Here is a 21,457-nt window from a genome sequence, read left to right as displayed (position 1 = left end):
CCCGCAGCGCCCCCGCTCCCGCCGTGCCGCGTGCTCCCGCGGTGCCGTCCGAGCCCGCGGTGCAGGCCGGACCCGGGACGCCGCCCGTGCCTGCGGCGCCCTCGGCTCCCGTCACGCCCTCGCCGCTCGCTCCGAGCGGGACGCCGCCCTCCGGCACCCAGCAGGTCCTGCTGTCGGGCCGTCTCTGCGGGGCCGGGCATGCGAACCCCCCGGAGCTCATGGGCTGCCGCGTCTGCGGACGCACGCTCGTGGGCCCCTCGCGGACGGTGCCCCGCCCCCTGCTGGGCCGGGTCGAGCTGAGCACGGGGGAGAGCTTCCCGCTGGACCGCTCGGCGATCATCGGCCGGCGGCCGCGGGCCTCCCGCTTCAGCGGGCACGAGGTGCCTCAGCTGATCACCGTGCCGAGCCCGCAGCAGGACATCTCCCGCTCCCATGTCGAGCTGCGGCTCGAGGGCTGGCACGTGATCGCCGTGGACCTCGGGACCACCAACGGCACCGCGCTGCTGCGCGAGGGCATGGATCCGCGGCGGCTCGCGCCGCAGCAGGGCACCGTGCTGCGGGACCTGGACATCCTCGATCTCGGGGACGGGATCCGCCTGCGGCTGAGGGAGGGCGCATGAGTCGCAGACCGCCCTCGCAGCCGCCCGCGCTGCCCGGCTACCAGTACGAGAAGCTCCTGGGGTCGGGCGGCTTCGCCGACGTGTTCCTCTACCGCCAGGCCCGGCCCCAGCGGCTCGTCGCCATCAAGGTGCTGCTGGCGAGCGTCGCCGATGAGTCGGTGCGCCGACAGTTCGACGCCGAGGCCAACGTCATGGCGACGATGTCGACGCATCCGTCGATCGTCACGATCCACACCGCGGACGTCTCCACCACCCAGCGTCCCTTCCTGGTGATGGAGTACTGCCCGCGCCCCAACTACGGGGTCCGCTTCCGGCGGGAGCGGATCACCGTGGCGGAGGCGCTGCGGGTCGGCGTGCAGATCGCGGGGGCCGTCGAGACCGCGCATCGCGCAGGGATCCTGCATCGCGACATCAAGCCGGCCAACATCCTGGTCACCGAGTACAACCGGCCGGCGCTCACGGATTTCGGGATCTCGATCGTCGACGGCGGCGGGGACGGCCTCGAGGACTCGCAGGGCATGTCGATCCCGTGGTCCCCGCCCGAGTTCTTCCGGGACCCGCCCCGCGCCGATGTGCGGTCCGACGTCTTCTCCCTCGCGGCGACCGTGTACTCGCTGCTCGCCGGGCGCACCCCGTTCGAGACGGCCGGTCAGCGGAACACCGCGACGGATCTCATCGGGCGGATCTCCTCGCAGCCCCTGGCCCCCCTCATGCGTCCCGACGCCCCCGAGGCGCTCGACCGGGTGCTGTCGATCGCGATGGCGAAGGATCCGGCCGGCCGCTACGACTCCGCGCTGTCGCTGGGCCGGGCTCTGCAGCAGATCGAGATGGCCATGTCCCTGCCGATCACGCAGATGGACGTCCTGGACGAGCGCGGCGCTCCCGCGCATCCGGACGGGGACGATGACGAGCTCGACGCGCACACCCGGATCCGCAAGGTCTCCACGATCGACCCCGAGGCGCCGCCGAGTCCGCAGACCGCGCCTCCCGCCGCGCCGACTCCCTCCGGTCCGCCGGGATTCGACCCCTATGCCGGGGTCGCCCCCGCTGTCGTCACCGGCGCGCGCCCGAGCCCGGCATCCGTCGAGCAGACCGGCGACTCGACGATGCTGCGCCCCGCCGCGCCCCCCGGCGTCCCCACGGGATCCCCGGGCGAGCCGGGGACGGACGCCCGTCCCGCAGCACCGCGGCGGACGCCTGCCTGGCCCTTCGTGCTCGTCGCCGTCGTCCTCGTGCTGGGCCTGGGGCTCGGCGCCACGGTCGCGGCCCGCACCTGGTTCCCGCAGGAGCAGGAGCCCGTGCCGACCGCGAAGGTCCAGGACGCCGACGGCGGCAGCTCGACCCTGTCCCCACCGGAGAAGGTCGAGATCCAGCTGGTGCCCGGCACCGTGGACGGCATCGAGAAGGCCCGCGTCTCCTGGGCCCCGGGCGAGGGCGCGTGGGAAGGGGACACCTACCAGATCCAATGGGTCAACCTCGGGCCCGGGTACGAGAGCTACGAGGCCCTGCAGGACGAGAAGGTCCACGACTCGCACATCGTGGACGTCCCGCCCAACCAGCCCGGGGCCTGCATCCAGGTGCGGGCGGTCCGCGACGACGGCAGCGCGAGCCCCTGGACCGAGGAGACCTGCCTGCAGGGCGGCTGAGCGACCGAGGATCCATGAGGACAGCAGCCCGCCGCGGCGGGCCGGAGGAAGAGTGCGCCGCAGGGCGCGATGAAGGAGGGCAGGAGCATGGCATCGACGATCTCCGTCGAGTTCTGCGGCGAATGGTTCCGGGTCGCGGAAGGGGACGAGCTGACCATCGGACGCGAGGCCGATCTCAACGTCGACGACGACAACCCCTTCCTCCACCGCAAGTTCCTCACGATCGTGCAGGTCGACGCCCTGTGGTGGCTCGTGAACATCGGCTCGCGGCTGTCGGCGACGATCACCGACGGCACCGGTTCGATGCAGGCCTGGCTCGCACCCGGCGCCCGCATCCCTCTGGTCTTCGACGAGACGAAGGTCGTGTTCACCGCGGGCCCCACCACCTATGAGCTCTCCGTCCACGCCGAGTCCCCGGAGTTCGAGCGGACCCTGAGCGCGAACGACCCGGTGGGGGAGACGACCGTCGGCTCGGTCGCGCTCACCGAGAGCCAGAAGCTGCTGATCCTCGCCCTGTGCGAGCCGATGCTCACCCGCGACGGGACCGGCATGAGCGCGGTCCCCACCTCGGCGCAGGCGGCGGACCGCCTGGGCTGGCCTCGCACCAAGTTCAACCGCAAGCTCGACAACGTGTGCGACAAGCTCGACCGCCTCGGCGTGCGCGGCCTGCGGGGCGGACCGGGGAAGCTCGCGAGCAACCGCCGCGCCCGCCTCGTCGAGCATGCGGTGTTCTCGCGCCTGGTCACCGCGGAGGACCTGCCGCTGCTGGACCGGGCCCACGAGGCCGTCGACGAGGATTGAGAGCGGACCGGACCTGAGACCGGACGAGACCCGAGACCGGACGAGAGCTGAGCTTCCCCCATGCGCATCAAGCTGACCCTGCGACGGCCCGAGGACCGGATGACCGACCTCGAGGTCACGGCCGACGCCACCGCGACCGTCGCCGACGTCGCCGAGGCGCTCTACCGCGCCGACCCGATGCGGGCCGGCGCCGAGGCTCCCGGCGGCCTGACCCTCCAGGTCCAGGACCCCGGGGCCGGTCCCGGAGCGAGCGGGGTGCGCTCCCTGGACCGCGAGGTCGACCTCATCCAGGCGGGGCTGCGCTCGGGGAGCGTGGTCTCGATCGCCCGCTCCAGCAGCGAGTACGCGACCCGCGCCGAGTCCCGGGGTGCCGCGGTCGCCCTGCTGCGCGTGCTCTCCGGGCCCGAGTCCGGACGGGAGTTCCCGCTGCCCAGCGGCTCGAGCGTGATCGGACGCGAGGGCGACGTCGACATCCGCATCGCCGATCCGATGCTCTCCAAGCGGCACGCCCGCATCAACGTCTCCGAATCCGTCGAGATCGTGGACCTGCAGTCCTCCAACGGCGTGCTCATCGGCGGCCAGCGGGTGCAGCGCGCCGGCATCGGGCCGGCGGACACCGTGCTCATCGGCGACACCACCTTCGCGATCGTCTCCCTGCAGCGGATGGGGGGCACCGCCCCGAACTCGCCCGTGGTCGAGTTCAACCGGGCGCCCCGGGTGGTCCCGCGCTTCCCCTACCGGCCGCTCAAGGCGCCCACCCCGCCGAAGGAGCCGCAGCCGCAGTTCTTCCCGATCTTCATGATGTTCGCGCCCATGATCATGGGCGGCTTCATGTTCGCGATGACCCGCAGCCCCTTCTCGCTCATGTTCGTGTTCATGATGCCGATGATGGCGACGGCCGCCTACCTGAACCGGCGCCTGCAGAACAGACGGCAGCTCGAGCGGCAGATCAAGAACTTCGAGGACGGGCTCGCCTCCCTGCGGCGCCGGGTCACCGAGGCGCAGGACGTCGAGCGCTCGGTCCGCCTGGCGGAGAACCCCGCGGCCGCGGCGACGGTCGACGCGGCCTTCCGTCTGGGACGCCTGCTGTGGACCCATCGGCCCGAGCACAACCAGTTCGGAACCCTGCGCCTGGGGCTCGGGGTCGCCGAGTCCCGGGTCGGGATCTCGATGCCGGGGGAGAACGACGCGATCCCGCGGTACTGGGACCAGCTCGAGGACATGTACGAGGAGTACCGGCTGCTGGCAGGCGTCCCGATCGTCGCGGAGCTGCGCTACGCCGGGAGCATCGGGGTGGCCGGGCACGGCGAGGAGGCCGACGGCGTCGCCCGGGGCCTCGTCACCCAGATCTTCGGGCTGCACTCCCCGGCCGATGTCGCGATCGCCGCGATCACCTCCCGCTCCTCGCGCGAGTCCTGGCAGTGGCTCAAGTGGCTGCCCCACACCTCGAGCCCCCACTCGCCGCTGGCCGGGGACCACCTCGCCGACACGCCCGGCCGCGGCGCCGCGCTGCTGTCGAGGATCGAGGAGCTCATCGAGCAGCGCAGCGGGGGAGCACCTGCCGCGCTGCGCACCCCCATGACCGTCGACGTGACGGCGGAGGCTCCGATCCCCCCGGAGCCGGTGACCCCGGCGCTCGTGGTGATCATCGAGGACGATGCTCCCGTGGACCGGGCGCGGCTGGTGCGCCTGGCGGAACGGGGCCCCGACGTGGGCGTCCACATCATCTGGTGCGCCGCGAACGTGCTCGCGCTCCCGGCCGCCTGCCGCACCTACATCTCCGTGGACGAGGCGGTCGAGGGCGGCAGCGCGGGTCATGTGCGCCTGGGCGACCAGTTCTATCCCGTCTCCGTGGAGACGGTGTCGGTGGAGGTCGCCGCGGGCGTGGCCCGCCACCTGTCCCCGGTGGTGGACGCGGGCGTCCCCATCGACGACGACTCCGACCTCCCGCGCGCCATCTCCTATCTCAAGCTGGCCGGCATGCCCATGGCCGAGCAGCCCGCCGCCGTGATCGAGCGGTGGAAGGAGAACCACTCGCTGACCCCGCGCGACGGCTCCGAGCCGGTGCGTCGCAAGCACGACGCGGACCTGCGCGGGCTGATCGGTCACAACGGCCAGGATGCCTTCCACCTGGACCTGCGTACGCAGGGGCCGCATGCCCTCGTCGGCGGCACCACCGGTGCCGGGAAGTCGGAGTTCCTGCAGGCCTGGGTGATGGGCATGGCCACCGCTCACAGCCCTGACCGGGTCACCTTCCTGTTCGTGGACTACAAGGGCGGCGCCGCCTTCGCCGATGCGATCACGCTCCCGCACGCGGTGGGCCTGGTCACCGATCTGTCCCCGCACCTGGTGCGCCGTGCGCTCACCTCCCTGCGCGCCGAGCTGCACCACCGGGAGCATCTGCTGAACCGGAAGAAGGCCAAGGACCTCGTCTCCCTCGAGCGGACCGGGGACCCGGAGGCCCCGCCGAGCCTGATCATCATCGTCGACGAGTTCGCGGCGCTCGCCAAGGAGATCCCCGAGTTCGTGGACGGCGTCGTCGACGTCGCCGCCCGCGGCCGCTCCCTGGGCCTGCACCTGATCCTCGCCACCCAGCGTCCCGCGGGCGTCATCAAGGACAACCTGCGCGCGAACACCAACCTCCGCATCGCCCTGCGCATGGCGGACGAGGCGGATTCGAAGGACATCCTGGGCGATGTGATGGCGGCCCACTTCGATCCGGGCATCCCCGGGCGTGCCGCGGCGAAGACGGGGCCCGGCCGCATCGCGACGTTTCAGACCGGCTATGCGGGCGGGTGGACCACCCATGAGCCGGAGCAGGCGCGGATCGACATCGTCGAGAAGGACTTCGGCACCGGGGAGCAGTGGGACATCCCCGCCCCGAAGACGGCCGCGCCGAAGGATCCCGGTCCCAACGACATCTCCCGCATGGTCCGCACCATCCGGGCGGCCGCGCACGAGGCCGGGGTCCCCGCCCCGCGCAAGCCCTGGCTGTCGGAGCTCGCCCCCGCCTACGACCTGTCGCTGCTGCCCAGCCGCCGCACCGACGAGGACCTGCTGATCGGCGTGATGGACGTGCCCGAGGACCAGGCGCAGCCGACCGTCTCCTACCTGCCCGACCGCGACGGGAACATGGCGATCTACGGCACCGGCGGCTCCGGCAAGTCCACGACGCTGCGCACGATCGCGATCTCCGCGGCCTCCACCGTCCGAGGCGGTCCGGTGCAGGTGTACGGCCTGGACTTCGGCGCCTCGGGCCTGTCGATGCTCGAGGAGCTCCCGCACGTCGGCTCGATCATCTCCGGTGACGACGAGGAGCGGGTGATCCGCCTGCTGCGCACGCTGCGGGAGACGGTCGACTCGCGCTCCCGTGCCTTCGCGGAGGTGCGGGCGGGGAGCGTCGCCGAGTACCGGGAGCTCGCCGGCGCCCCGGACACGCCGCGCATCCTCCTGCTCGTGGACGGCATGGCGGCCTTCCGCGAGGCCTACGACTACTCCTCCCTCAGCCGATGGTTCACGACCTTCGTGCAGATCGCGACCGACGGCCGGCAGGTCGGGGTGCATGTGATCGTGACCGGCGACAGGCCCAACGCCATCCCCGCGTCCCTGGGCTCCTCCATCCAGCGTCGGCTGATCCACCGGATGGCCTCCGCCGACGACTACGGCGCCTTCGGCGTCCCCAAGGACGTGCTGGACGGCTCCTCGCCCCCGGGACGCGCGATCCTCGACGGGCATGAGGCGCAGATCGCCGTGCACGGCGGCGACTCGAACGTCGCGATCCAGTCCCGGGAGGTGACCGAGCTCGCGAAGGCCATGCGCCGCGCCGGCCTGCCGCAGGCGCCCGCGATCGAGCGGCTCCCCGAGCGGGTCGAGCTCTCCCGGCTGCGCCCCGTCGTCGACGGGCGGCCCGTGCTGGGGGTGGGCGACGAGACGCTCGCGGAGGTCGCCTTCGAACCGCGCGGCGCCTTCATGGTCACGGGCCCGATGGCCTCGGGACGCACCACGGCGATGCTCACGATCGCCAGCTCCCTGAAGGCGATGGAGCAGCCGATGCGGCTGGTCCGCTTCTCCGCTCGCCGCACGCCGCTGACCGGCCTGCCCGTGTGGGATGTGGAGGCCTCCGATCCCGAGGCGGTGCGGGATCTGGTCGGCCAGCTGCGCCAGACCGTCGAGTCCGGGGCCGTGGCCGAGGGGCGGCTCGCGCTGTTCGTCGACGGCGTCGCCGACTTCACGGGCAGCGGCATCGAGAACGACCTGGACAAGCTGATCCGCGCCTGCACCCGGGAGGGGCAGTTCGTCGTCGGCGAGAACGAGTCGGCGTCCTGGTCCCAGGCGTACGTTCTCGCGCAGCCCTTCAAGGCGGGGCGTCGCGGCGTTCTGCTGCAGCCGGGGGAGAACGACGGGGACATGCTCCTGGGCACCCCGCTGGGTCGGATCCGCCGGGCGGACTTCCCGCCCGGCCGTGGCTTCCTCGTCCATGGCGGGCGTGCTGTCAAGCTGCAGGTCGCCCAGCGCACCGAGCAGCTCTGAGCCCGGCTGGGCGCGAGTTGTCCACATGGGTACTCCTCCCCATCGCTCGCGCGCCCGCCGGTCCCTACAGTGGCACTGTCGGGACCGGCGCACGCGTCGACGGTCCGTGAGGTCAACACCGCGAGAAGGGGCAGGGCATGAACAGCAACCAGGGCATGGCCGTCGAGGAGGTCCGCCAGATGGCGGCGCAGCTCCGCGACGCCGCCGAGGAGATCGGCGCCATCGAGCGGGAGCTCACCGGCGGACTCGAAGGCGTGGACTGGACGGGGCCGGATGCGGACCAGTTCCGCGGGCAGTGGAGCGGCGAGATGGTCCCCGCTCTCCAGCAGATCATGCAGGCCGTCGCGGACCTCGGCGAGACCGCGGACCGCAACGCGGACGAACAGGCCCGGACCTCCTCGAGCTGAGGCGGGCCGTGCAGGGCGGGCTCAGGCCCGTCGCTTTCCGCGGCGCGCCTCGGTCGGCCTGGTAGATTGTCGTCGCCAGTGAGGTCGAACGGAGCCCGTCCATGCCCCAGCAGTTCACATACCCCAGCGCACAGTTCCCGGGGCCGCCTCGCATCGGCGTCGACGCCCCCGAGGACTGGGAGGCGCTCACGGTGCCCGGCGTGCACATCGCCCTGGCACAGCCGCGCGTCGACGGACGATTCCGCGCGAACGTCGTGGTGACGGTGCAGCGGTTCGGGCCGGAGTTCGGGATCGAGCAGGCCCGGGCCGGTCTTCTCCAGCGCAAGGCCGAGCTCCCGGAGCTCGAGGAGCTCGGCACCGGGGAGATCGAGGTCGACGGCCGCACCTGGGTCGCGAGCGAGTACGGCTACACCCAGCCCGGCAGGCCCACCGTCGTGCAGGCGGCTCGCTATACGGTGGTCCCGCGCGGGGAGGTCGCCGTCGACGTGGTCGAGCTCGTCGGCAGCTGCGGGGCGGACTCCGCCGATGAGGAGATCGAGCTGCTGCGCGGGATCCAGGACTCCATCCGCATCGTCGCCGACTGAGAAGCCGACGCGGAAGCAGGTGCCCCGCCCATCGCGGCGGTGCAGGGACGGGCCGTCTCCTCCGGGAGGCGGCCCGTCCTCGTGCATGGGGACCTTTCCGCCCCGCATTGCGAGGGCCCACGGATGTGGAAAACCGATGGGCTGAGAACCCGTGCTGACCTGCTCGTACGCTGTGGGGAGGAGCGATGGGGACTTCTCCCCATGGCTCGGCGGAGACGCCCGACCTAGGGTTGTGGCATCACCTCGGGAGAGCGTCCGGGGGTGCGGGTCGATCGAGGCGGAACCACCGCCGCGGGGCCTGGAACGTCCACCACGATGAAGGGGAAACCATGAAGAAGGGTATGAATCCCGGAGCCGTCCAGCAGATGGCGAGCCAGACCTCGGCCGCCGGCGAGGACATCCGCGCCAAGTTCGACGCCGCGCTGAGCCGCGTCGAGGAGCTCGACTGGACCGGCGACGACGCCGACACCTTCCGCGGGGAGTTCGCCGACTCCATCGGCCAGCTCGTGCAGGCGGTCGTCCAGGGCACGCAGGACTTCGCGGATCGGGCGAACTCCAACGCCCAGAACCAGATCGAGACCTCCGGCGCCTGACCGGAACCGGCCCCCACCTCACGCAGCACACACCAGCGAACCGCAGGAGAACACCATGGCATTCCAGGGAATGGACATCGAGGCCGGCCGCGACGTCGCCGCTCTCATCACCACCACCGGCTCGGAGATCCTCGACATCATCGACCAGGTCACGAGCGTCGTGAACTCGGTCGAGTGGGTCGGACCGGACTACGACCAGTACGTCTCGGACTGGGGCTCCTTCGTCTCCGGGCAGGTCTCGAGCCTGACCGAGGCCTTCCAGGCCAAGGGCGATGCGCTCACCCAGCAGGCGGACCAGCAGGAGGGCACGTCCCAGCAGGGCTGACGCCGGGGCCTTCCCACCCCACCCCCTCCTCCTCGTAGGGCCCTTCCCCGCTGTCGCGGGGAAGGGCCCTCGTCGTGCATCCCGGGGACGGGGCAGGTGCCGGGCCGGTCAGCGGTAGTTGATGAACTGGAGAGCGACGTCGAGGTCCTTGCCCTTGAGCAGGGAGATGACGTCCTGCAGGTCGTCGCGGCTCTTGGAGGACACCCGCAGCTCATCGCCCTGGATCTGGGCCTTGACGCCCTTGGGGCCCTCGTCACGGATGATCTTCGCGATCTTCTTCGCCTCGTCGGAGGCGATGCCCTCCCGCAGCGCGGCCACCAGGCGGACCTCCTTGCCGGACTGCCGGGGCTCGCCCACCTCGATCGCCTTGAGCGAGATGCCGCGGCGCAGCAGCTTGGTCTGCAGCACGTCGAGCACCGCGAGGACGCGCTCCTCCGCATTGGCCGTCATGACGATGTCGTCGCCGGAGAGCGTGAGGGAGGCACCCGTGCCGCGGAAGTCGTAGCGCTGCCCGACCTCCTTCACCGCCTGGTTCACGGCGTTGTCGACCTCCTGACGGTCGAGCTTGCTGACGATGTCGAACGAGGAGTCGGCCATGTCCGTCTCACCTTTCGCTGGAGGCGGCGCCCGGCGGCGCCGCGAGGAGCAGGGCCGCGCGGGTGCGCGACGGCACCAGCCTATCCGGGCTCCGCCGCCAGGGCGCTCTTCGGGGGAGAGGCGTCCTGGCCTGGGAGCATGCGGCGCGCTCGGGTGCGACAGGGCCGGACGGAGGGGGTGTCCCGACCGCCTGTGATCAGCCTCATGGGCTCAGGGGCCCTCTCGGGTTCGCGCTCGCGGCGAATCCCCCGTATGCTGATCCAGGTCCGCCAGCAAGGCTCCGAGAGACAACGGAGAGGGCGCTGGAGGTCTTCCCGGCAGGTTACCCGAGTGGCCAAAGGGGGCTGACTGTAAATCAGCTGGCTATGCCTACGGGGGTTCGAATCCCTCACCTGCCACGCCGCGGATCGCAGAGATGTGATCCCAGGCACCGGAACAGAAGCGAGTTTGCGCCGATGGCGCGGACGAGGTAAAGTTCTCGGGGCTTGCCCTGATAGCTCAGTCGGCAGAGCATCTCCATGGTAAGGAGAAGGTCAAGGGTTCGATTCCCTTTCAGGGCTCTGATGGATGTGGCGGCCCGGTCTCATTCCCGAGATCGGGCCGCTTCCACCGTCAAGCCGGGGTAGCTCAGACGGTTAGAGCGCACGACTCATAATCGTGAGGTCGCGGGTTCGATCCCCGCCCTCGGTACCACACCGGTGGAACGCCGGAGTGCATGTTCAGACCCCCGAGAAGGGGACCCACGCGGTGCGTCGGCCGGCGCGCCCCACAGGAAAGAGGCCAGCCGTGGCGAGCAAGAGCTCTGACGTGCGTCCCAAGATCACCATGGCGTGTGTTGATTGCAAGGCGCGCAACTACATCACCAAGAAGAACCGCCGCAATACCCCGGATCGGCTCGAGCTCTCGAAGTTCTGCCCGACCTGCGGGAAGCAGACGGCTCACCGCGAGACCCGCTGACGCGGAGCATCGCATGCTGTGAAGGCCACATGGGAATCATCCCGTGTGGCCTTCCTGCGTTTCACCGGAACCCTTCCGACATAGGACACTGGGACGGACACCGCGGCGCCCGCGGAACCCGCCCACCCCCGAGGAGTCAGCCCATGGCCACCGCACCGGATCCCTCCTTCGCCGGCCGCACCTACCCGCCCGGCCCCGTCCACGTGGTCTCCGCCGCGAAGATCATCGAGTTCGCGCGCGCCACCGGTGCCTCGGCCCCGATCCACACCGACGCCGAGGCGGCACGTGCCGCGGGTCATGCCGATGTCGTCGCGACCCCCACGTTCCTCGTCTCGCTGGCCCAGCAGACCGAGGCCCAGTACATCGAGGACCCGGCCGCCGGGATCGACTTCACCCGGGTCGTCCACGGCGAGGAGTCCTTCGAGCTGGAGCGGCCCGTCGTCGCCGGCGACCGGCTCGTGCCCACGCTCACGGTCGAGCGGGTCCGGTCCGCGGGCGGCCACACCATGGTCAGCACCCGGGTCGACATGGCCGACCCCGCGGGAGAGCCTGTCGCCGTCGTCCGCAGCATGCTCGTCGTGCGCGGCGAGTGACGTCGCCCACCCCGCCCCGCGAGAGGACCCCGTACACGTCATGACCCTCATCACCACCGCCACCCTCGGACAGCTCGAAGCCGGCATGCAGCTCGCGAGCGCGCGCTACGAGATCACCCGCGACACCCTCGTGCGCTATGCCGGGGCCTCCGGCGACTTCAACCCCATCCACTACAACGACGCCGCTGCGACCGCCGCCGGCCTGCCCGGCGTGATCGCCCACGGCATGCTCACCATGGGCACCGCCATCGAGGCCGTCGCCGCCTCGCTCGGCGACGGAGCGCGGATCACGAGCTACTCCACCCGCTTCTCGAACCCCATCCCCGTTCCCGCGACCGGCAGCGCGATCCTCGAGGTCGCCGCGAAGATCGCGAAGGTCGATGCGGACGCCGGCACCGTGCAGCTGACGCTGGACGCGACCGTCGACGGCACCGCGGTCCTGGGACGGGCCCGGGTCGGCGTGCAGGTCCAGGCCGACCCGTCCTCGCAGGACCGATGAGCTCGGCCCCGCAGCAGGCCCCGGGCCCGCTCGACCCCGGCGCATCGACCGGGGCGGCCCCCGGGCGTCCCCGCCTCGCGGACCTGACCACCCTGCGCATCGGCGGCAGCATCCGCACCCTGGTGCGGGCCCGCACCCAGGAGGAGCTCATCGCGGCCGTCGCGTCGGCGGACGAGAGGGGCGAACAGCTGCTCGTCCTGGGAGGAGGCTCCAATCTCGTCGCCTCCGACGCCCCCTTCGAGGGGACCGTCGTCCTCGCCGAGGACCCGCAGGCCCCGCCCGTGCTGAACGCGACCTGCGAGATCCCCGCCTCCGGCGAGCCGGACGGCATCCCTGCTGATCCCGCGGAGCTGACCCCGCTCGAGGCGACCTGCGGCGGTGCGCTCGTCGAGCACTTCGCCGGGACCGGCTGGGACGATGCCGTCGCCTACGCCGTGGCCCGCGGCATGATCGGGATCGAGGCTCTGTCCGGGATCCCGGGGACCGTCGGCGCCACGCCGATCCAGAACGTCGGCGCCTACGGGCAGGAGGTCTCCCAGACCATCGCCCGCGTGCGCACCTATGACCGCGACGACCGCCGGGTGCGCACCTTCTACGCGGCCGACTGCGCCTTCGCCTACCGCGACTCCCTGTTCAAGCGCACCCCGTACGGGGGGCCCGTCCCCTCCGCGACCGGGCGCTACGTCGTGCTGTCGGTGACCTTCCAGCACATGATCGGCAGCCTCTCCGCCCCGATCCGCTACGGAGAGCTGGCGCGCCGGCTCGGCGTCGAGGCGGGGGCCCGGGCACCGATGACGCAGGTGCGCGAGGCCGTGCTCGCCATCCGTGCCGGGAAGGGCATGGTGCTCGACCCGGCCGACCACGACACCTGGAGCGCCGGCAGCTTCTTCACCAACCCGATCCTGCCCGAGGAGCAGGCCCGCACCCTGCCCGAGGGCGCGCCGCGCTTCCCGGCGGGGGAGGGGCACGTCAAGACCAGCGCGGCGTGGCTGATCAGCCAGGCCGGCTTCGACCGCGGCTTCTGCGTGGGCCCCCGCGCCTCGCTCTCGACCAAGCACTCCCTCGCGCTGACCAACCGCGGCGGCGCCGGCAGCGAGGACATCGCCGAGCTCGCCCGCGCCGTGCGGGCAGGCGTGCAGGAGCGCTTCGGCATCCGCCTCGAGCCGGAGCCCGTCCGGCTCGGGATCGACATCTGACCACGCGGGGCGACCCGCGCCCCCGGAATCTAGGATGGCAGCGGCCGCGACCCGGCCCGCCGCCCCGTCCCCTCACAGGAGGCCCCGTGAACGTCACCGACCAGTCCATCGCCGATCTCGATCCGGACATCGCGCGCGTCCTCGACCGCGAGCTCGCCCGCCAGCAGCGCACGCTGGAGATGATCGCGTCGGAGAACTTCGTGCCGCGGGCCGTGCTGCAGGCGCAGGGATCGGTGCTCACCAACAAGTACGCCGAGGGCTACCCGGGCAAGCGCTACTACGGCGGCTGCGAGGAGGTCGACGTCGCCGAGCAGATCGCGATCGACCGCGCCACGGAGCTGTTCGGCGCCGAGCACGCCAACGTGCAGCCGCATTCGGGCGCGACCGCGAACGCCGCGGTCATGCACGCCCTCGCCCGCCCCGGCGACACCCTCATGGGCCTCTCGCTCGCCCACGGCGGTCACCTCACCCACGGCATGAAGATCAACTTCTCCGGCCGCCTCTACGACATCGCCGCCTACGAGGTCGATCCGGCCACCGGCCGCGTCGACATGGACAAGGTCCGCGAGCTCGCCCTCGAGGCCCGTCCGAAGGTGATCGTCGCCGGCTGGTCCGCCTACCCTCGTCACCTCGACTTCGCCGCCTTCCGCGCCATCGCGGACGAGGTCGGCGCGCTCCTGTGGACCGATATGGCGCACTTCGCGGGGCTCGTCGCCGCAGGCCTGCACCCGAGCCCCGTCCCGCACTCCGACGTCGTCTCCACGACCGTGCACAAGACCCTCGCCGGGCCCCGCTCGGGCCTGATCCTCGCGAAGGAGGAGTGGGCCCGGAAGATCGACTCCGCCGTGTTCCCGGGGCAGCAGGGCGGCCCGCTCATGCACGTGATCGCGGCGAAGGCCGTGGCTCTCAAGGTCGCCGGCTCCGCGGACTTCGCCGAGCGCCAGCAGCGCACCCTCGACGGCGCGAAGATCCTCGCCGAGCGTCTCCAGCACACCGACGCGCGCGAGTCCGGGGTCAAGGTCGCCTCCGGCGGCACCGACGTGCACCTCGTCCTCGTGGACCTGGTCTCCTCGAAGCTCGACGGCCAGCAGGCCGAGGACATCCTCCACGAGGTCGGCATCACCGTGAACCGCAACGCGGTCCCCAACGACCCGCGTCCCCCGCGGGTCACGTCCGGGCTGCGCATCGGCACGCCGGCACTCGCGACCCGCGGCTTCGGCGCCGAGGAGTTCTCCGAGATCGCCGACGTCATCGCCCTCGCCCTGACCGGCGGCGCGGACCTCGAGTCCCTGCGCCGGCGCACCGCGGCCCTCGCCGATGCGAAGCCGCTGTACGCAGACCTGCAGCAGTACTGATCGGCCCGCGGGGCCCGGCCGTCCCGGCCGGGCCCCGCCCCGTCTCCTCCTCATCGACCGGCCGGGACCGGCCGCCCTGGAAAGGACCCCCATGACCGCGCAGATCCTCGACGGCCGCGCCACCGCGAAGACCATCACCCAGGAGCTCTCCGAGCGCGTCGCCGCCCTGCGCGAGAGGGGCGTCGTCCCCGGCATCGCGACCGTGCTGGTGGGCGACGACCCGGGCTCCGCGCTCTACGTGGGGATGAAGCACCGCCGTTCGGAGTCGATCGGCATGAACTCGATCCAGGTCGAGCTGCCGGGCGACGCCGCGCAGGCCGATGTCGAGGAGGTCATCGACCGTCTCAACGCCGATCCGGCCTGCCACGGCTACATCGTCCAGCTCCCGCTGCCGGGGCATCTGGACACCGATGCGATCCTCGAGCGCATCGACCCCGACAAGGACGCCGACGGCCTGCACCCCACGAACCTGGGCCGGCTCGTGCTGAACGTCAACGCCCCCATCGCCTCGCCGCTGCCGTGCACTCCGCGCGCCGCCATCGAGCTGCTGCTGCGCCACGACATCGACCTGAAGGGGAAGCACGTCGTGGTCGTGGGCCGCGGCGTGACCATCGGCCGCTCCGTGGGCCTGCTGCTGACCCGCCGCTCCGTGAACGCGACCGTGACCCTCACCCACACCGGGACGCAGGATCTCTCCGCGCACCTGCGTCGGGCTGACGTCATCATCGCCGCGGCCGGCGTGAAGCACCTCGTCCGCGCCGAGGACGTCAAGCCCGGCGCGGCCGTGCTCGACGTGGGCGTCACCCGCGGGGAGAAGCATCCGGAGACCGGGAAGTACGCGGTGCACGGCGACGTCGACCCCACGGTCGCCGAGGTCGCCGGCTGGCTCTCCCCGAACCCCGGAGGCGTGGGGCCGATGACGGTCGCGCTGCTCATGACCAACGTGGTCGAGGCCGCGGAGCGGGCCGCCGGGATCGAGCCGTCCGGCGCCTGAGACCAGCTCCTGACCAGCGGCGTCGATGGGGACTGCTCCCCATCGACGCCGCTGGCGCATCGGCCTACGCTGACGACGTCGAGGCAGGCCGAGCGGAAGCGAGGAGGTGGACCCATGGAGGCGTTCCTGGGAATGGACGTCGAGCAGGCGTCGGCGCACGGCGACCTGCTCGAGGTGCGAGCAGGACGGATCATGGATCTGGGGGACCGGCTGCGTGCGTGCGCGGGAGGGGTCCGCTGGACCGGGCCCGATGCGGACGCGTTCCGGGCCGGGGTCGAGGCAGCCCGGGCGCGCATGTCCGCGACCGCCGGGACGCTGCGGTCCGACGCCTCGGCGATCCGTGACCAGGCCGCTGCGCAGGACAGCGCATCGGCCGCGGAGGGCGGGGGAGCGGGGGACGGGGGAGCCGACGGCGGCACCAGCGCGTTCTTCCGGGGGCTCGCCAGCGGGCCGTACGACGATCCCGGCGACGACATCGCCCCCATCGGTGCGGAGGACATGACCCGCCCCGAGGACTTCGTCATCCCGCATTCGATCGACCAGCTCATCGACAACCTGAACATCGCCAACGAGCAGCAGACGCCGGAGGCGACCTCCATCCGGGTCCAGGCGATCGTGGGGGAGGACGGGCAGACGTGCTACGTCGTCTACGTCCCCGGCTCGTACGGGGACGCCGGGAATCTGCTCAATCCGTCGGACACCGGGGCCAATCCCAACGACTGGAACCAGAACCCCGGCGCGCTCCTGGGGCAGGACACCGACTCCCGCCAGGCGCTCATCGCCGCGATGGAGGCCGCCGGCATCCCGCAGGGGGCCGATGTCGTCCTCGCCGGGCACTCCCAGGGCGGGATCGTGGCCTCGAACCTCGCCGCGGACCCGCACTACAACGGCGGTGATCAGGGCTGGAACATCACCGATGTCATCACCGTCGGCTCGCCGGTCGAGAACGCCGCGGTCCCCTCGAGCACGAGCACGATCAACTTTGCCCACGTGGGCAACGGCATGCTCTTCACGGACGGCTTCCACCCCGGGGACATCGTGCCGGCGCTCGACGGGAACCCCTACGCGGACCCGGCGATGCCGTCCTCGCCGAACCGTCACGAGGTCACTTTCGACGCCCCGGGGGCGTGGGACGGGGACCCGTTCGTCAACCATGGGATCCAGCACTACAGCGATAGCATCGAGGGGGCCCAGGGAGGGGCGGCGGACACGATCGCCGCCTATCAGGACTCGGAGTCGATGCAGAACGTGCTCGGCGACGGCGCACAGGTCATCGACACCGTGGACGTCGGCGTGAGTCGCGCGGACGGGACCTACTGACCGCGATCCCCGGGGCGGTCGCGGCACGGGCACGGTGCTCCGGCGCCGAGGAGAACCGCGGGTTCTCCGCTCGATCGTCGGTGCGCCTGGGATACTGGGCGGCATGAGCATCACCATCGCCACAGTGAACGTGAACGGACTGCGGGCCGCCGCTCGCAAGGGAATGCCCGAATGGATCGCCGCGACCAGCGCGGACGTGATCACCATGCAGGAGGTCCGGGCGCCCGACGAGCTGGTCGGGCCGCTGATCGGGGACGGCTGGCAGGTGGTCTCCGAGGCCTCGAAGCTGAAGGGACGCGCCGGCGTCGCCATCGCCGTGCGGGATGAGCTGCAGGAGAAGGCGGACCTCGCCGGGGTCCGCCACGGGCTCCCCGGCCTCGAGGAGGACGCGCACACGGGTCGCTGGCTCGAGCTCGACATCGCAGACCCGCTGGGCGACGGCCGCACCCTCACCGTCATCTCCTGCTACATGCACTCCGGCAACGTCGAGAAGCCGCAGACCATGATCGACAAGTACGCCTTCCTCGACGTCATGATGGAGCACCTGGCCACCCTGCGCTCCGACGGCCGCCACGTCCTCCTCACCGGTGACCTCAACATCGCCCACAGCGAATGGGACATCAAGAACTGGAAGGGCAACCTGAAGGTGGCCGGCTTCCTGCCGGAGGAGCGGGCCTACCTCACCCGCCTCATGAGCGAGCTCGACTGGGTCGACGTGCACCGGACCCTGCACGGCGACGGCCCCGGCCCGTACACCTGGTGGTCGCAGCGGGGCAAGGCCTTCGACAACGACTCCGGCTGGCGGATCGACTACGAGGTCGCCACCCCCGACCTCGCCGCCCGGGCGACGACGGCGCAGGTCGACCGCGCCCCCAGCTACGACACGCGCTGGTCCGACCACGCGCCGCTGGTGATCTCCTACAGCTGAGCGGCGCCGGGACGCCGCGCCTGCTGCGGACTGAGCCGCAGCAGGCGCGAGCGTCAGATGCGGCCGCGGATGACGGCCTGCTTGACCTCGGCGATCGCCTTGGTGACCTGAATGCCGCGCGGGCAGGCCTCGGAGCAGTTGAAGGTCGTGCGGCAGCGCCACACGCCCTGCTTCGAGTTCAGGATCTCCAGGCGCTGCTCCCCGGCGTCATCGCGCGAATCGAAGATGAAGCGATGCGCGTTGACGATCGCGGCCGGACCGAAGTACTGGCCGTCGGTCCAGAACACGGGGCAGGACGAGGTGCAGGCCGCGCACAGGATGCACTTCGTGGTGTCGTCGAAGCGTTCGCGCTGCTCCGCCGACTGGAGGCGCTCCTTGCTGGGCTCGTGCCCGTGGGACACGAGGAACGGCATGACCTCGCGGTAGGAGTCGAAGAACGGCTCCATGTCGACGATCAGGTCCTTCTCGACCGGCAGGCCCTTGATCGGCTCGACCGTGATGGGCTTCGCGATGTCGAGATCCTTGAGCAGGGTCTTGCAGGCCAGGCGGTTGCGGCCGTTGATGCGCATGGCATCGGAGCCGCAGACGCCATGGGCGCAGGAGCGGCGGAAGGAGAGCGACCCGTCATGGTGCCACTTGATCTCGTGCAGCGCATCGAGGACGCGGTCGGTCCCGTGCATCGTGACGGTGAAGTCCTGCCAGACGGTGCCGGCCTCGTTCTCCGGGTTGAAGCGCGCGATGCGCAGGGTCACCTGGAACGACGGGATCTCCCCGGCGCCCTGGGCCTGGGGCTTCTCAGCGACGGCGGTCATCAGAACGTGCGCTCCTTCGGCTCGTAGCGGGTGATGACGACGGGCTTCGTGCCCAGGCGGATGCCCGTGCCCTCGAAGCCCTCCTCACCCGGCAGGGTGCGGTAGGCCATGGTGTGCCAGAGGTAGTCGGCGTCGTCGCGCTTGTCGAAGTCCTCGCGGAAGTGACCGCCGCGGGACTCCTTGCGGTTCAGCGCGCCGATGGTCACGACCTCCGCGAGGTCGAGCAGGAAGCCGAGCTCGACGGCCTCGAGCAGGTCGAGGTTGTACCGCTTGCCCTTGTCCTGCACGGACACGGTCAGGTAGCGCTCCTGCAGCTCGGCGATCTTCGCGAGCGCCACGCGGCAGGTCTCCTCGGTGCGGAACACCTGGACGTTCGCGTCCATCGTCTCCTGCAGCTCGCTGCGGATGTCGGCGATGCGATCGGTGGTCGCGGGACGATCGCGCAGGCGCTCGAGCAGCTCGACGGTGGGGGCCTCGACGCCGTCCTCGAGCTCGGCGAGCTCCACCTCCGCGGCATGCTCCGCCGCGTAGATGCCGGCGCGGCGGCCGAACACGTTGATGTCCAGCAGCGAGTTCGTGCCCAGACGGTTGCCGCCGTGCACGGAGACGCAGGCGACCTCGCCGGCCGCGTACAGGCCCGGGATCACATCGGTCTCGTTGCGGAGGACCTCGCCCTTGATGTTGGTGGGCATCCCGCCCATGCCGTAGTGCGCGGTGGGGAACACGGGCACGGGCTCCGTGTACGGCTCCACGCCCAGGTAGGTGCGGGCGAACTCGGTGATGTCCGGGAGCTTCGCGTCGATGTGGGCGGGCTCGAGGTGCGTGAGGTCCAGCAGGACGTAGTCCTTCTTGGGCCCGCAGCCGCGGCCCTCGCGCACCTCGTTGGCCATGGCACGGGCGACGACGTCACGGGGGGCGAGGTCCTTCAGCGTGGGCGCGTAGCGCTCCATGAAGCGCTCCATCTCGCTGTTGCGCAGGATGCCGCCCTCGCCGCGGGCGGCCTCCGACAGCAGGATGCCCAGCCCCGCGAGGCCCGTCGGATGGAACTGGAAGAACTCCATGTCCTCGAGCGGGATCCCGCGCCGCAGCGCCATCGCGGGCCCGTCGCCGGTCAGCGTGTGCGCGTTGGAGGTGGTCTTGAACATCTTGCCGAATCCGCCGGAGGCGAAGACGACGGACTTGGCGCGGAAGACGTGGATCTCGCCGGTCGCGAGCTCGTAGGCGACGACGCCGCTGGCGCGCACGTCCTCGTCGGAGCGGGGGTCTCCGGTCATGAGCACGTCGAGGACGTAGAACTCGTTGTAGAACTCGACGTTCTGCTTGACGCAGTTCTGGTAGAGGGTCTGCAAGATCATGTGGCCGGTGCGGTCCGCGGCGTAGCAGGAGCGGCGCACGGGGGCCTCCCCGTGCTCCCGGGTGTGTCCGCCGAAGCGGCGCTGGTCGATCCGTCCCTCCGGGGTGCGGTTGAAGGGCAGGCCCATCTTCTCGAGGTCGAGGACCGCGTCGATGGCCTCCTTCGCCATGACCTCCGCGGCGTCCTGGTCCACGAGGTAGTCCCCGCCCTTGACCGTGTCGTAGGTGTGCCACTCCCAGTTGTCCTCCTCGACGTTCGCGAGGGCGGCGCACATGCCGCCCTGCGCGGCGCCGGTGTGGGACCGGGTCGGGTAGAGCTTGGTGAGCACGGCCGTGCGGGCGCGCTTGGAGGACTCGAGGGCCGCGCGCATGCCGGCTCCGCCGGCCCCGACGATCACGACGTCATACTTGTGGGTCTGCATGAGTCAGCTGGCTCCGTTCAGTCCGTGCAGATGGAGGGGAGGAGATCAGGGTTCGCCCCGGCCGGGCAGGGGTCGAAGGTGAAGATCACGAGGGTCCCCAGGACGATGGTGATGATCGCGGCGGCGTACAGCAGCGCCTTGAGCGCCAGCCGCAGCCGCGGGCCGTGGGCGTAGTCGTTGATGATGGTCCGCACGCCGTTGCCGCCGTGGATCATCGCCAGCCACAGCATGAGCAGGTCCCAGGTCTGCCAGAACGGGGAGGACCACTTGCCGCCGACGAAGGCGAAGTCGATGCGGTTGACGCCCTCGCCGAGCCACAGGTTCACGAACAGGTGGCCGAACACGAGGATCACGAGCAGGACGCCGGAGGCGCGCATGAAGACCCACGAGAGCATCTCGGAGTTCAGCCCGCGCATGCCCGTGCGACGGTAGCGGGTGCTCGGATCCGGGATCGAGGTGGTGGAGGTCGGCATGGGGATCACGCTCCGAACATGTGCATCAGCTGACGGGGGACGAATCCGGCCATGAGCACGACCCACAGCCCGACGACCACCCAGAACAGGAGCCGCTGGCGCTGCGTCCCCTGGGACCAGAAGTCCACCAGGATGATGCGCAGGCCGTTCAGGGCATGGAAGAGGATCGCGCCGACCAGCCCGATCTCCCCGAGCCCGAACACGATCGTCTTGTAGTGTCCGATCACCTCGTTGTACGCCTCGGGCGACACGCGCACGAGCGCCGTGTCGAGGACGTGCACGAGGAGGAACAGGAAGATGAGCATTCCTGAGATGCGGTGAGCGACCCAGGACCACATTCCCTCGCGTCCGCGATAGAGCGTCCCGGACTGGGCTGATGCCACGGAGTCCTCCAGTTACGACAGTCTTCGCCGAAGTGGTTCGAGCGTCGAGGACGTCGGTGCGGACAGCAT

General features: G+C 71.1%; 21 protein-coding genes and 3 tRNA genes. 19 read left to right on the top strand and 5 right to left on the bottom strand.

Annotation, left to right across the window (positions count from 1 at the left end):
• From ACFFF6_RS14090 to ACFFF6_RS14055, 8 genes are all read left to right on the top strand, one after another.
• On the top strand, positions 1-620 hold a 620-nt coding region (locus ACFFF6_RS14090; protein WP_376981789.1), incomplete at its 5' end, for an FHA domain-containing protein.
• The gene (locus ACFFF6_RS14085) at positions 617-2,266 is read left to right on the top strand and encodes a serine/threonine-protein kinase (RefSeq protein ID WP_376981787.1); all 1,650 of its coding nucleotides are present in this window, start codon (positions 617-619) and stop codon (positions 2,264-2,266) included. The genes ACFFF6_RS14090 and ACFFF6_RS14085, both read left to right, overlap by 4 nt.
• Positions 2,267-2,353: 87 nt before the next feature.
• Positions 2,354-3,067, top strand: a complete 714-nt coding sequence (locus ACFFF6_RS14080; protein WP_376981785.1) for an FHA domain-containing protein — start codon at positions 2,354-2,356, stop codon at positions 3,065-3,067.
• A gap of 60 nt (positions 3,068-3,127) precedes the next feature.
• The gene (locus ACFFF6_RS14075; RefSeq protein WP_376981783.1) at positions 3,128-7,597 is read left to right on the top strand and encodes a type VII secretion EssC family protein; all 4,470 of its coding nucleotides are present in this window, start codon (positions 3,128-3,130) and stop codon (positions 7,595-7,597) included.
• A gap of 137 nt (positions 7,598-7,734) precedes the next feature.
• Entirely contained in the window at positions 7,735-8,004 is a 270-nt protein-coding gene (locus ACFFF6_RS14070; protein WP_376981781.1) for a WXG100 family type VII secretion target, read from the top strand.
• Between the two features lie 101 nt (positions 8,005-8,105).
• Complete coding sequence (locus ACFFF6_RS14065; protein WP_376981779.1) at positions 8,106-8,588, top strand: hypothetical protein; 483 nt, start codon at positions 8,106-8,108, stop codon at positions 8,586-8,588.
• Positions 8,589-8,917: 329 nt separating this feature from the next.
• Entirely contained in the window at positions 8,918-9,181 is a 264-nt protein-coding gene (locus ACFFF6_RS14060; RefSeq protein ID WP_376981777.1) for a hypothetical protein, read from the top strand.
• 55 nt (positions 9,182-9,236) lie between these two features.
• On the top strand, positions 9,237-9,506 hold the full coding sequence (locus ACFFF6_RS14055) for a hypothetical protein (RefSeq protein WP_376981775.1): 270 nt from the start codon (positions 9,237-9,239) through the stop codon (positions 9,504-9,506).
• A gap of 108 nt (positions 9,507-9,614) precedes the next feature.
• Here the strand turns inward: ACFFF6_RS14055 and ACFFF6_RS14050 are convergent, their stop codons facing one another.
• Positions 9,615-10,103, bottom strand: a complete 489-nt coding sequence (locus ACFFF6_RS14050) for a YajQ family cyclic di-GMP-binding protein (protein WP_376981773.1) — start codon at positions 10,101-10,103, stop codon at positions 9,615-9,617.
• Positions 10,104-10,419: 316 nt separating this feature from the next.
• Here ACFFF6_RS14050 and ACFFF6_RS14045 point away from each other — a divergent pair.
• The 11 genes from ACFFF6_RS14045 to ACFFF6_RS13995 all read left to right on the top strand — a co-directional run bounded on the left by ACFFF6_RS14045 (position 10,420) and on the right by ACFFF6_RS13995 (position 17,945).
• Positions 10,420-10,501: transfer RNA gene (locus ACFFF6_RS14045), tRNA-Tyr, on the top strand.
• Between the two features lie 89 nt (positions 10,502-10,590).
• A tRNA-Thr gene (locus ACFFF6_RS14040) sits at positions 10,591-10,663 on the top strand.
• Positions 10,664-10,719: 56 nt separating this feature from the next.
• Positions 10,720-10,796, top strand: a tRNA-Met gene (locus ACFFF6_RS14035).
• A gap of 93 nt (positions 10,797-10,889) precedes the next feature.
• Complete coding sequence (gene rpmG / locus ACFFF6_RS14030; RefSeq protein ID WP_029360274.1) at positions 10,890-11,060, top strand: 50S ribosomal protein L33; 171 nt, start codon at positions 10,890-10,892, stop codon at positions 11,058-11,060.
• Between the two features lie 143 nt (positions 11,061-11,203).
• Complete coding sequence (locus tag ACFFF6_RS14025; RefSeq protein ID WP_376981771.1) at positions 11,204-11,653, top strand: FAS1-like dehydratase domain-containing protein; 450 nt, start codon at positions 11,204-11,206, stop codon at positions 11,651-11,653.
• Between the two features lie 40 nt (positions 11,654-11,693).
• A complete protein-coding gene (locus ACFFF6_RS14020) occupies positions 11,694-12,152 on the top strand; it encodes a MaoC/PaaZ C-terminal domain-containing protein (RefSeq protein ID WP_376981769.1) in 459 nt (152 codons plus the stop codon).
• Complete coding sequence (locus ACFFF6_RS14015; protein WP_376981767.1) at positions 12,149-13,348, top strand: UDP-N-acetylmuramate dehydrogenase; 1,200 nt, start codon at positions 12,149-12,151, stop codon at positions 13,346-13,348. The genes ACFFF6_RS14020 and ACFFF6_RS14015 overlap by 4 nt, the downstream gene beginning before the upstream one ends.
• Before the next feature lie 86 nt (positions 13,349-13,434).
• Complete coding sequence (glyA, locus tag ACFFF6_RS14010) at positions 13,435-14,703, top strand: serine hydroxymethyltransferase (RefSeq protein ID WP_376981765.1); 1,269 nt, start codon at positions 13,435-13,437, stop codon at positions 14,701-14,703.
• Between the two features lie 91 nt (positions 14,704-14,794).
• Positions 14,795-15,697, top strand: coding sequence for a bifunctional methylenetetrahydrofolate dehydrogenase/methenyltetrahydrofolate cyclohydrolase (locus ACFFF6_RS14005; protein ID WP_376981763.1), 903 nt, complete (start codon positions 14,795-14,797; stop codon positions 15,695-15,697).
• 114 nt (positions 15,698-15,811) lie between these two features.
• Positions 15,812-17,017 (top strand): alpha/beta hydrolase family protein, encoded by a 1,206-nt coding sequence (locus ACFFF6_RS14000; RefSeq protein WP_376981761.1) that lies wholly within the window; start codon positions 15,812-15,814, stop codon positions 17,015-17,017.
• Between the two features lie 103 nt (positions 17,018-17,120).
• Positions 17,121-17,945, top strand: coding sequence for an exodeoxyribonuclease III (locus tag ACFFF6_RS13995; RefSeq protein WP_376981759.1), 825 nt, complete (start codon positions 17,121-17,123; stop codon positions 17,943-17,945).
• A gap of 53 nt (positions 17,946-17,998) precedes the next feature.
• Here ACFFF6_RS13995 and ACFFF6_RS13990 read toward each other — a convergent pair whose 3' ends face one another.
• Genes ACFFF6_RS13990 through sdhC form a run of 4 tightly spaced genes read right to left on the bottom strand, consistent with a single transcriptional unit; the run spans position 17,999 to position 21,388 of the window.
• Positions 17,999-18,757: a succinate dehydrogenase iron-sulfur subunit gene (locus tag ACFFF6_RS13990; protein WP_376981757.1), complete on the bottom strand. Its 759-nt coding sequence runs from the start codon at positions 18,755-18,757 to the stop codon at positions 17,999-18,001.
• Complete coding sequence (gene sdhA / locus ACFFF6_RS13985) at positions 18,757-20,532, bottom strand: succinate dehydrogenase flavoprotein subunit (RefSeq protein ID WP_376981755.1); 1,776 nt, start codon at positions 20,530-20,532, stop codon at positions 18,757-18,759. The genes ACFFF6_RS13990 and sdhA overlap by 1 nt, the downstream gene beginning before the upstream one ends.
• Positions 20,533-20,549: 17 nt before the next feature.
• Complete coding sequence (locus tag ACFFF6_RS13980) at positions 20,550-21,005, bottom strand: succinate dehydrogenase hydrophobic membrane anchor subunit (protein WP_376981753.1); 456 nt, start codon at positions 21,003-21,005, stop codon at positions 20,550-20,552.
• Positions 21,006-21,010: 5 nt separating this feature from the next.
• Positions 21,011-21,388 (bottom strand): succinate dehydrogenase, cytochrome b556 subunit, encoded by a 378-nt coding sequence (sdhC, locus tag ACFFF6_RS13975; RefSeq protein WP_376981751.1) that lies wholly within the window; start codon positions 21,386-21,388, stop codon positions 21,011-21,013.
• Positions 21,389-21,457 lie beyond the last annotated feature (69 nt).

The sequence above is a fragment of the Brachybacterium hainanense genome (assembly GCF_042434575.1).
GTDB classification, from domain to species: domain Bacteria; phylum Actinomycetota; class Actinomycetes; order Actinomycetales; family Dermabacteraceae; genus Brachybacterium; species Brachybacterium hainanense.
This window is presented reverse-complemented; position numbering and strand designations above follow the sequence as displayed.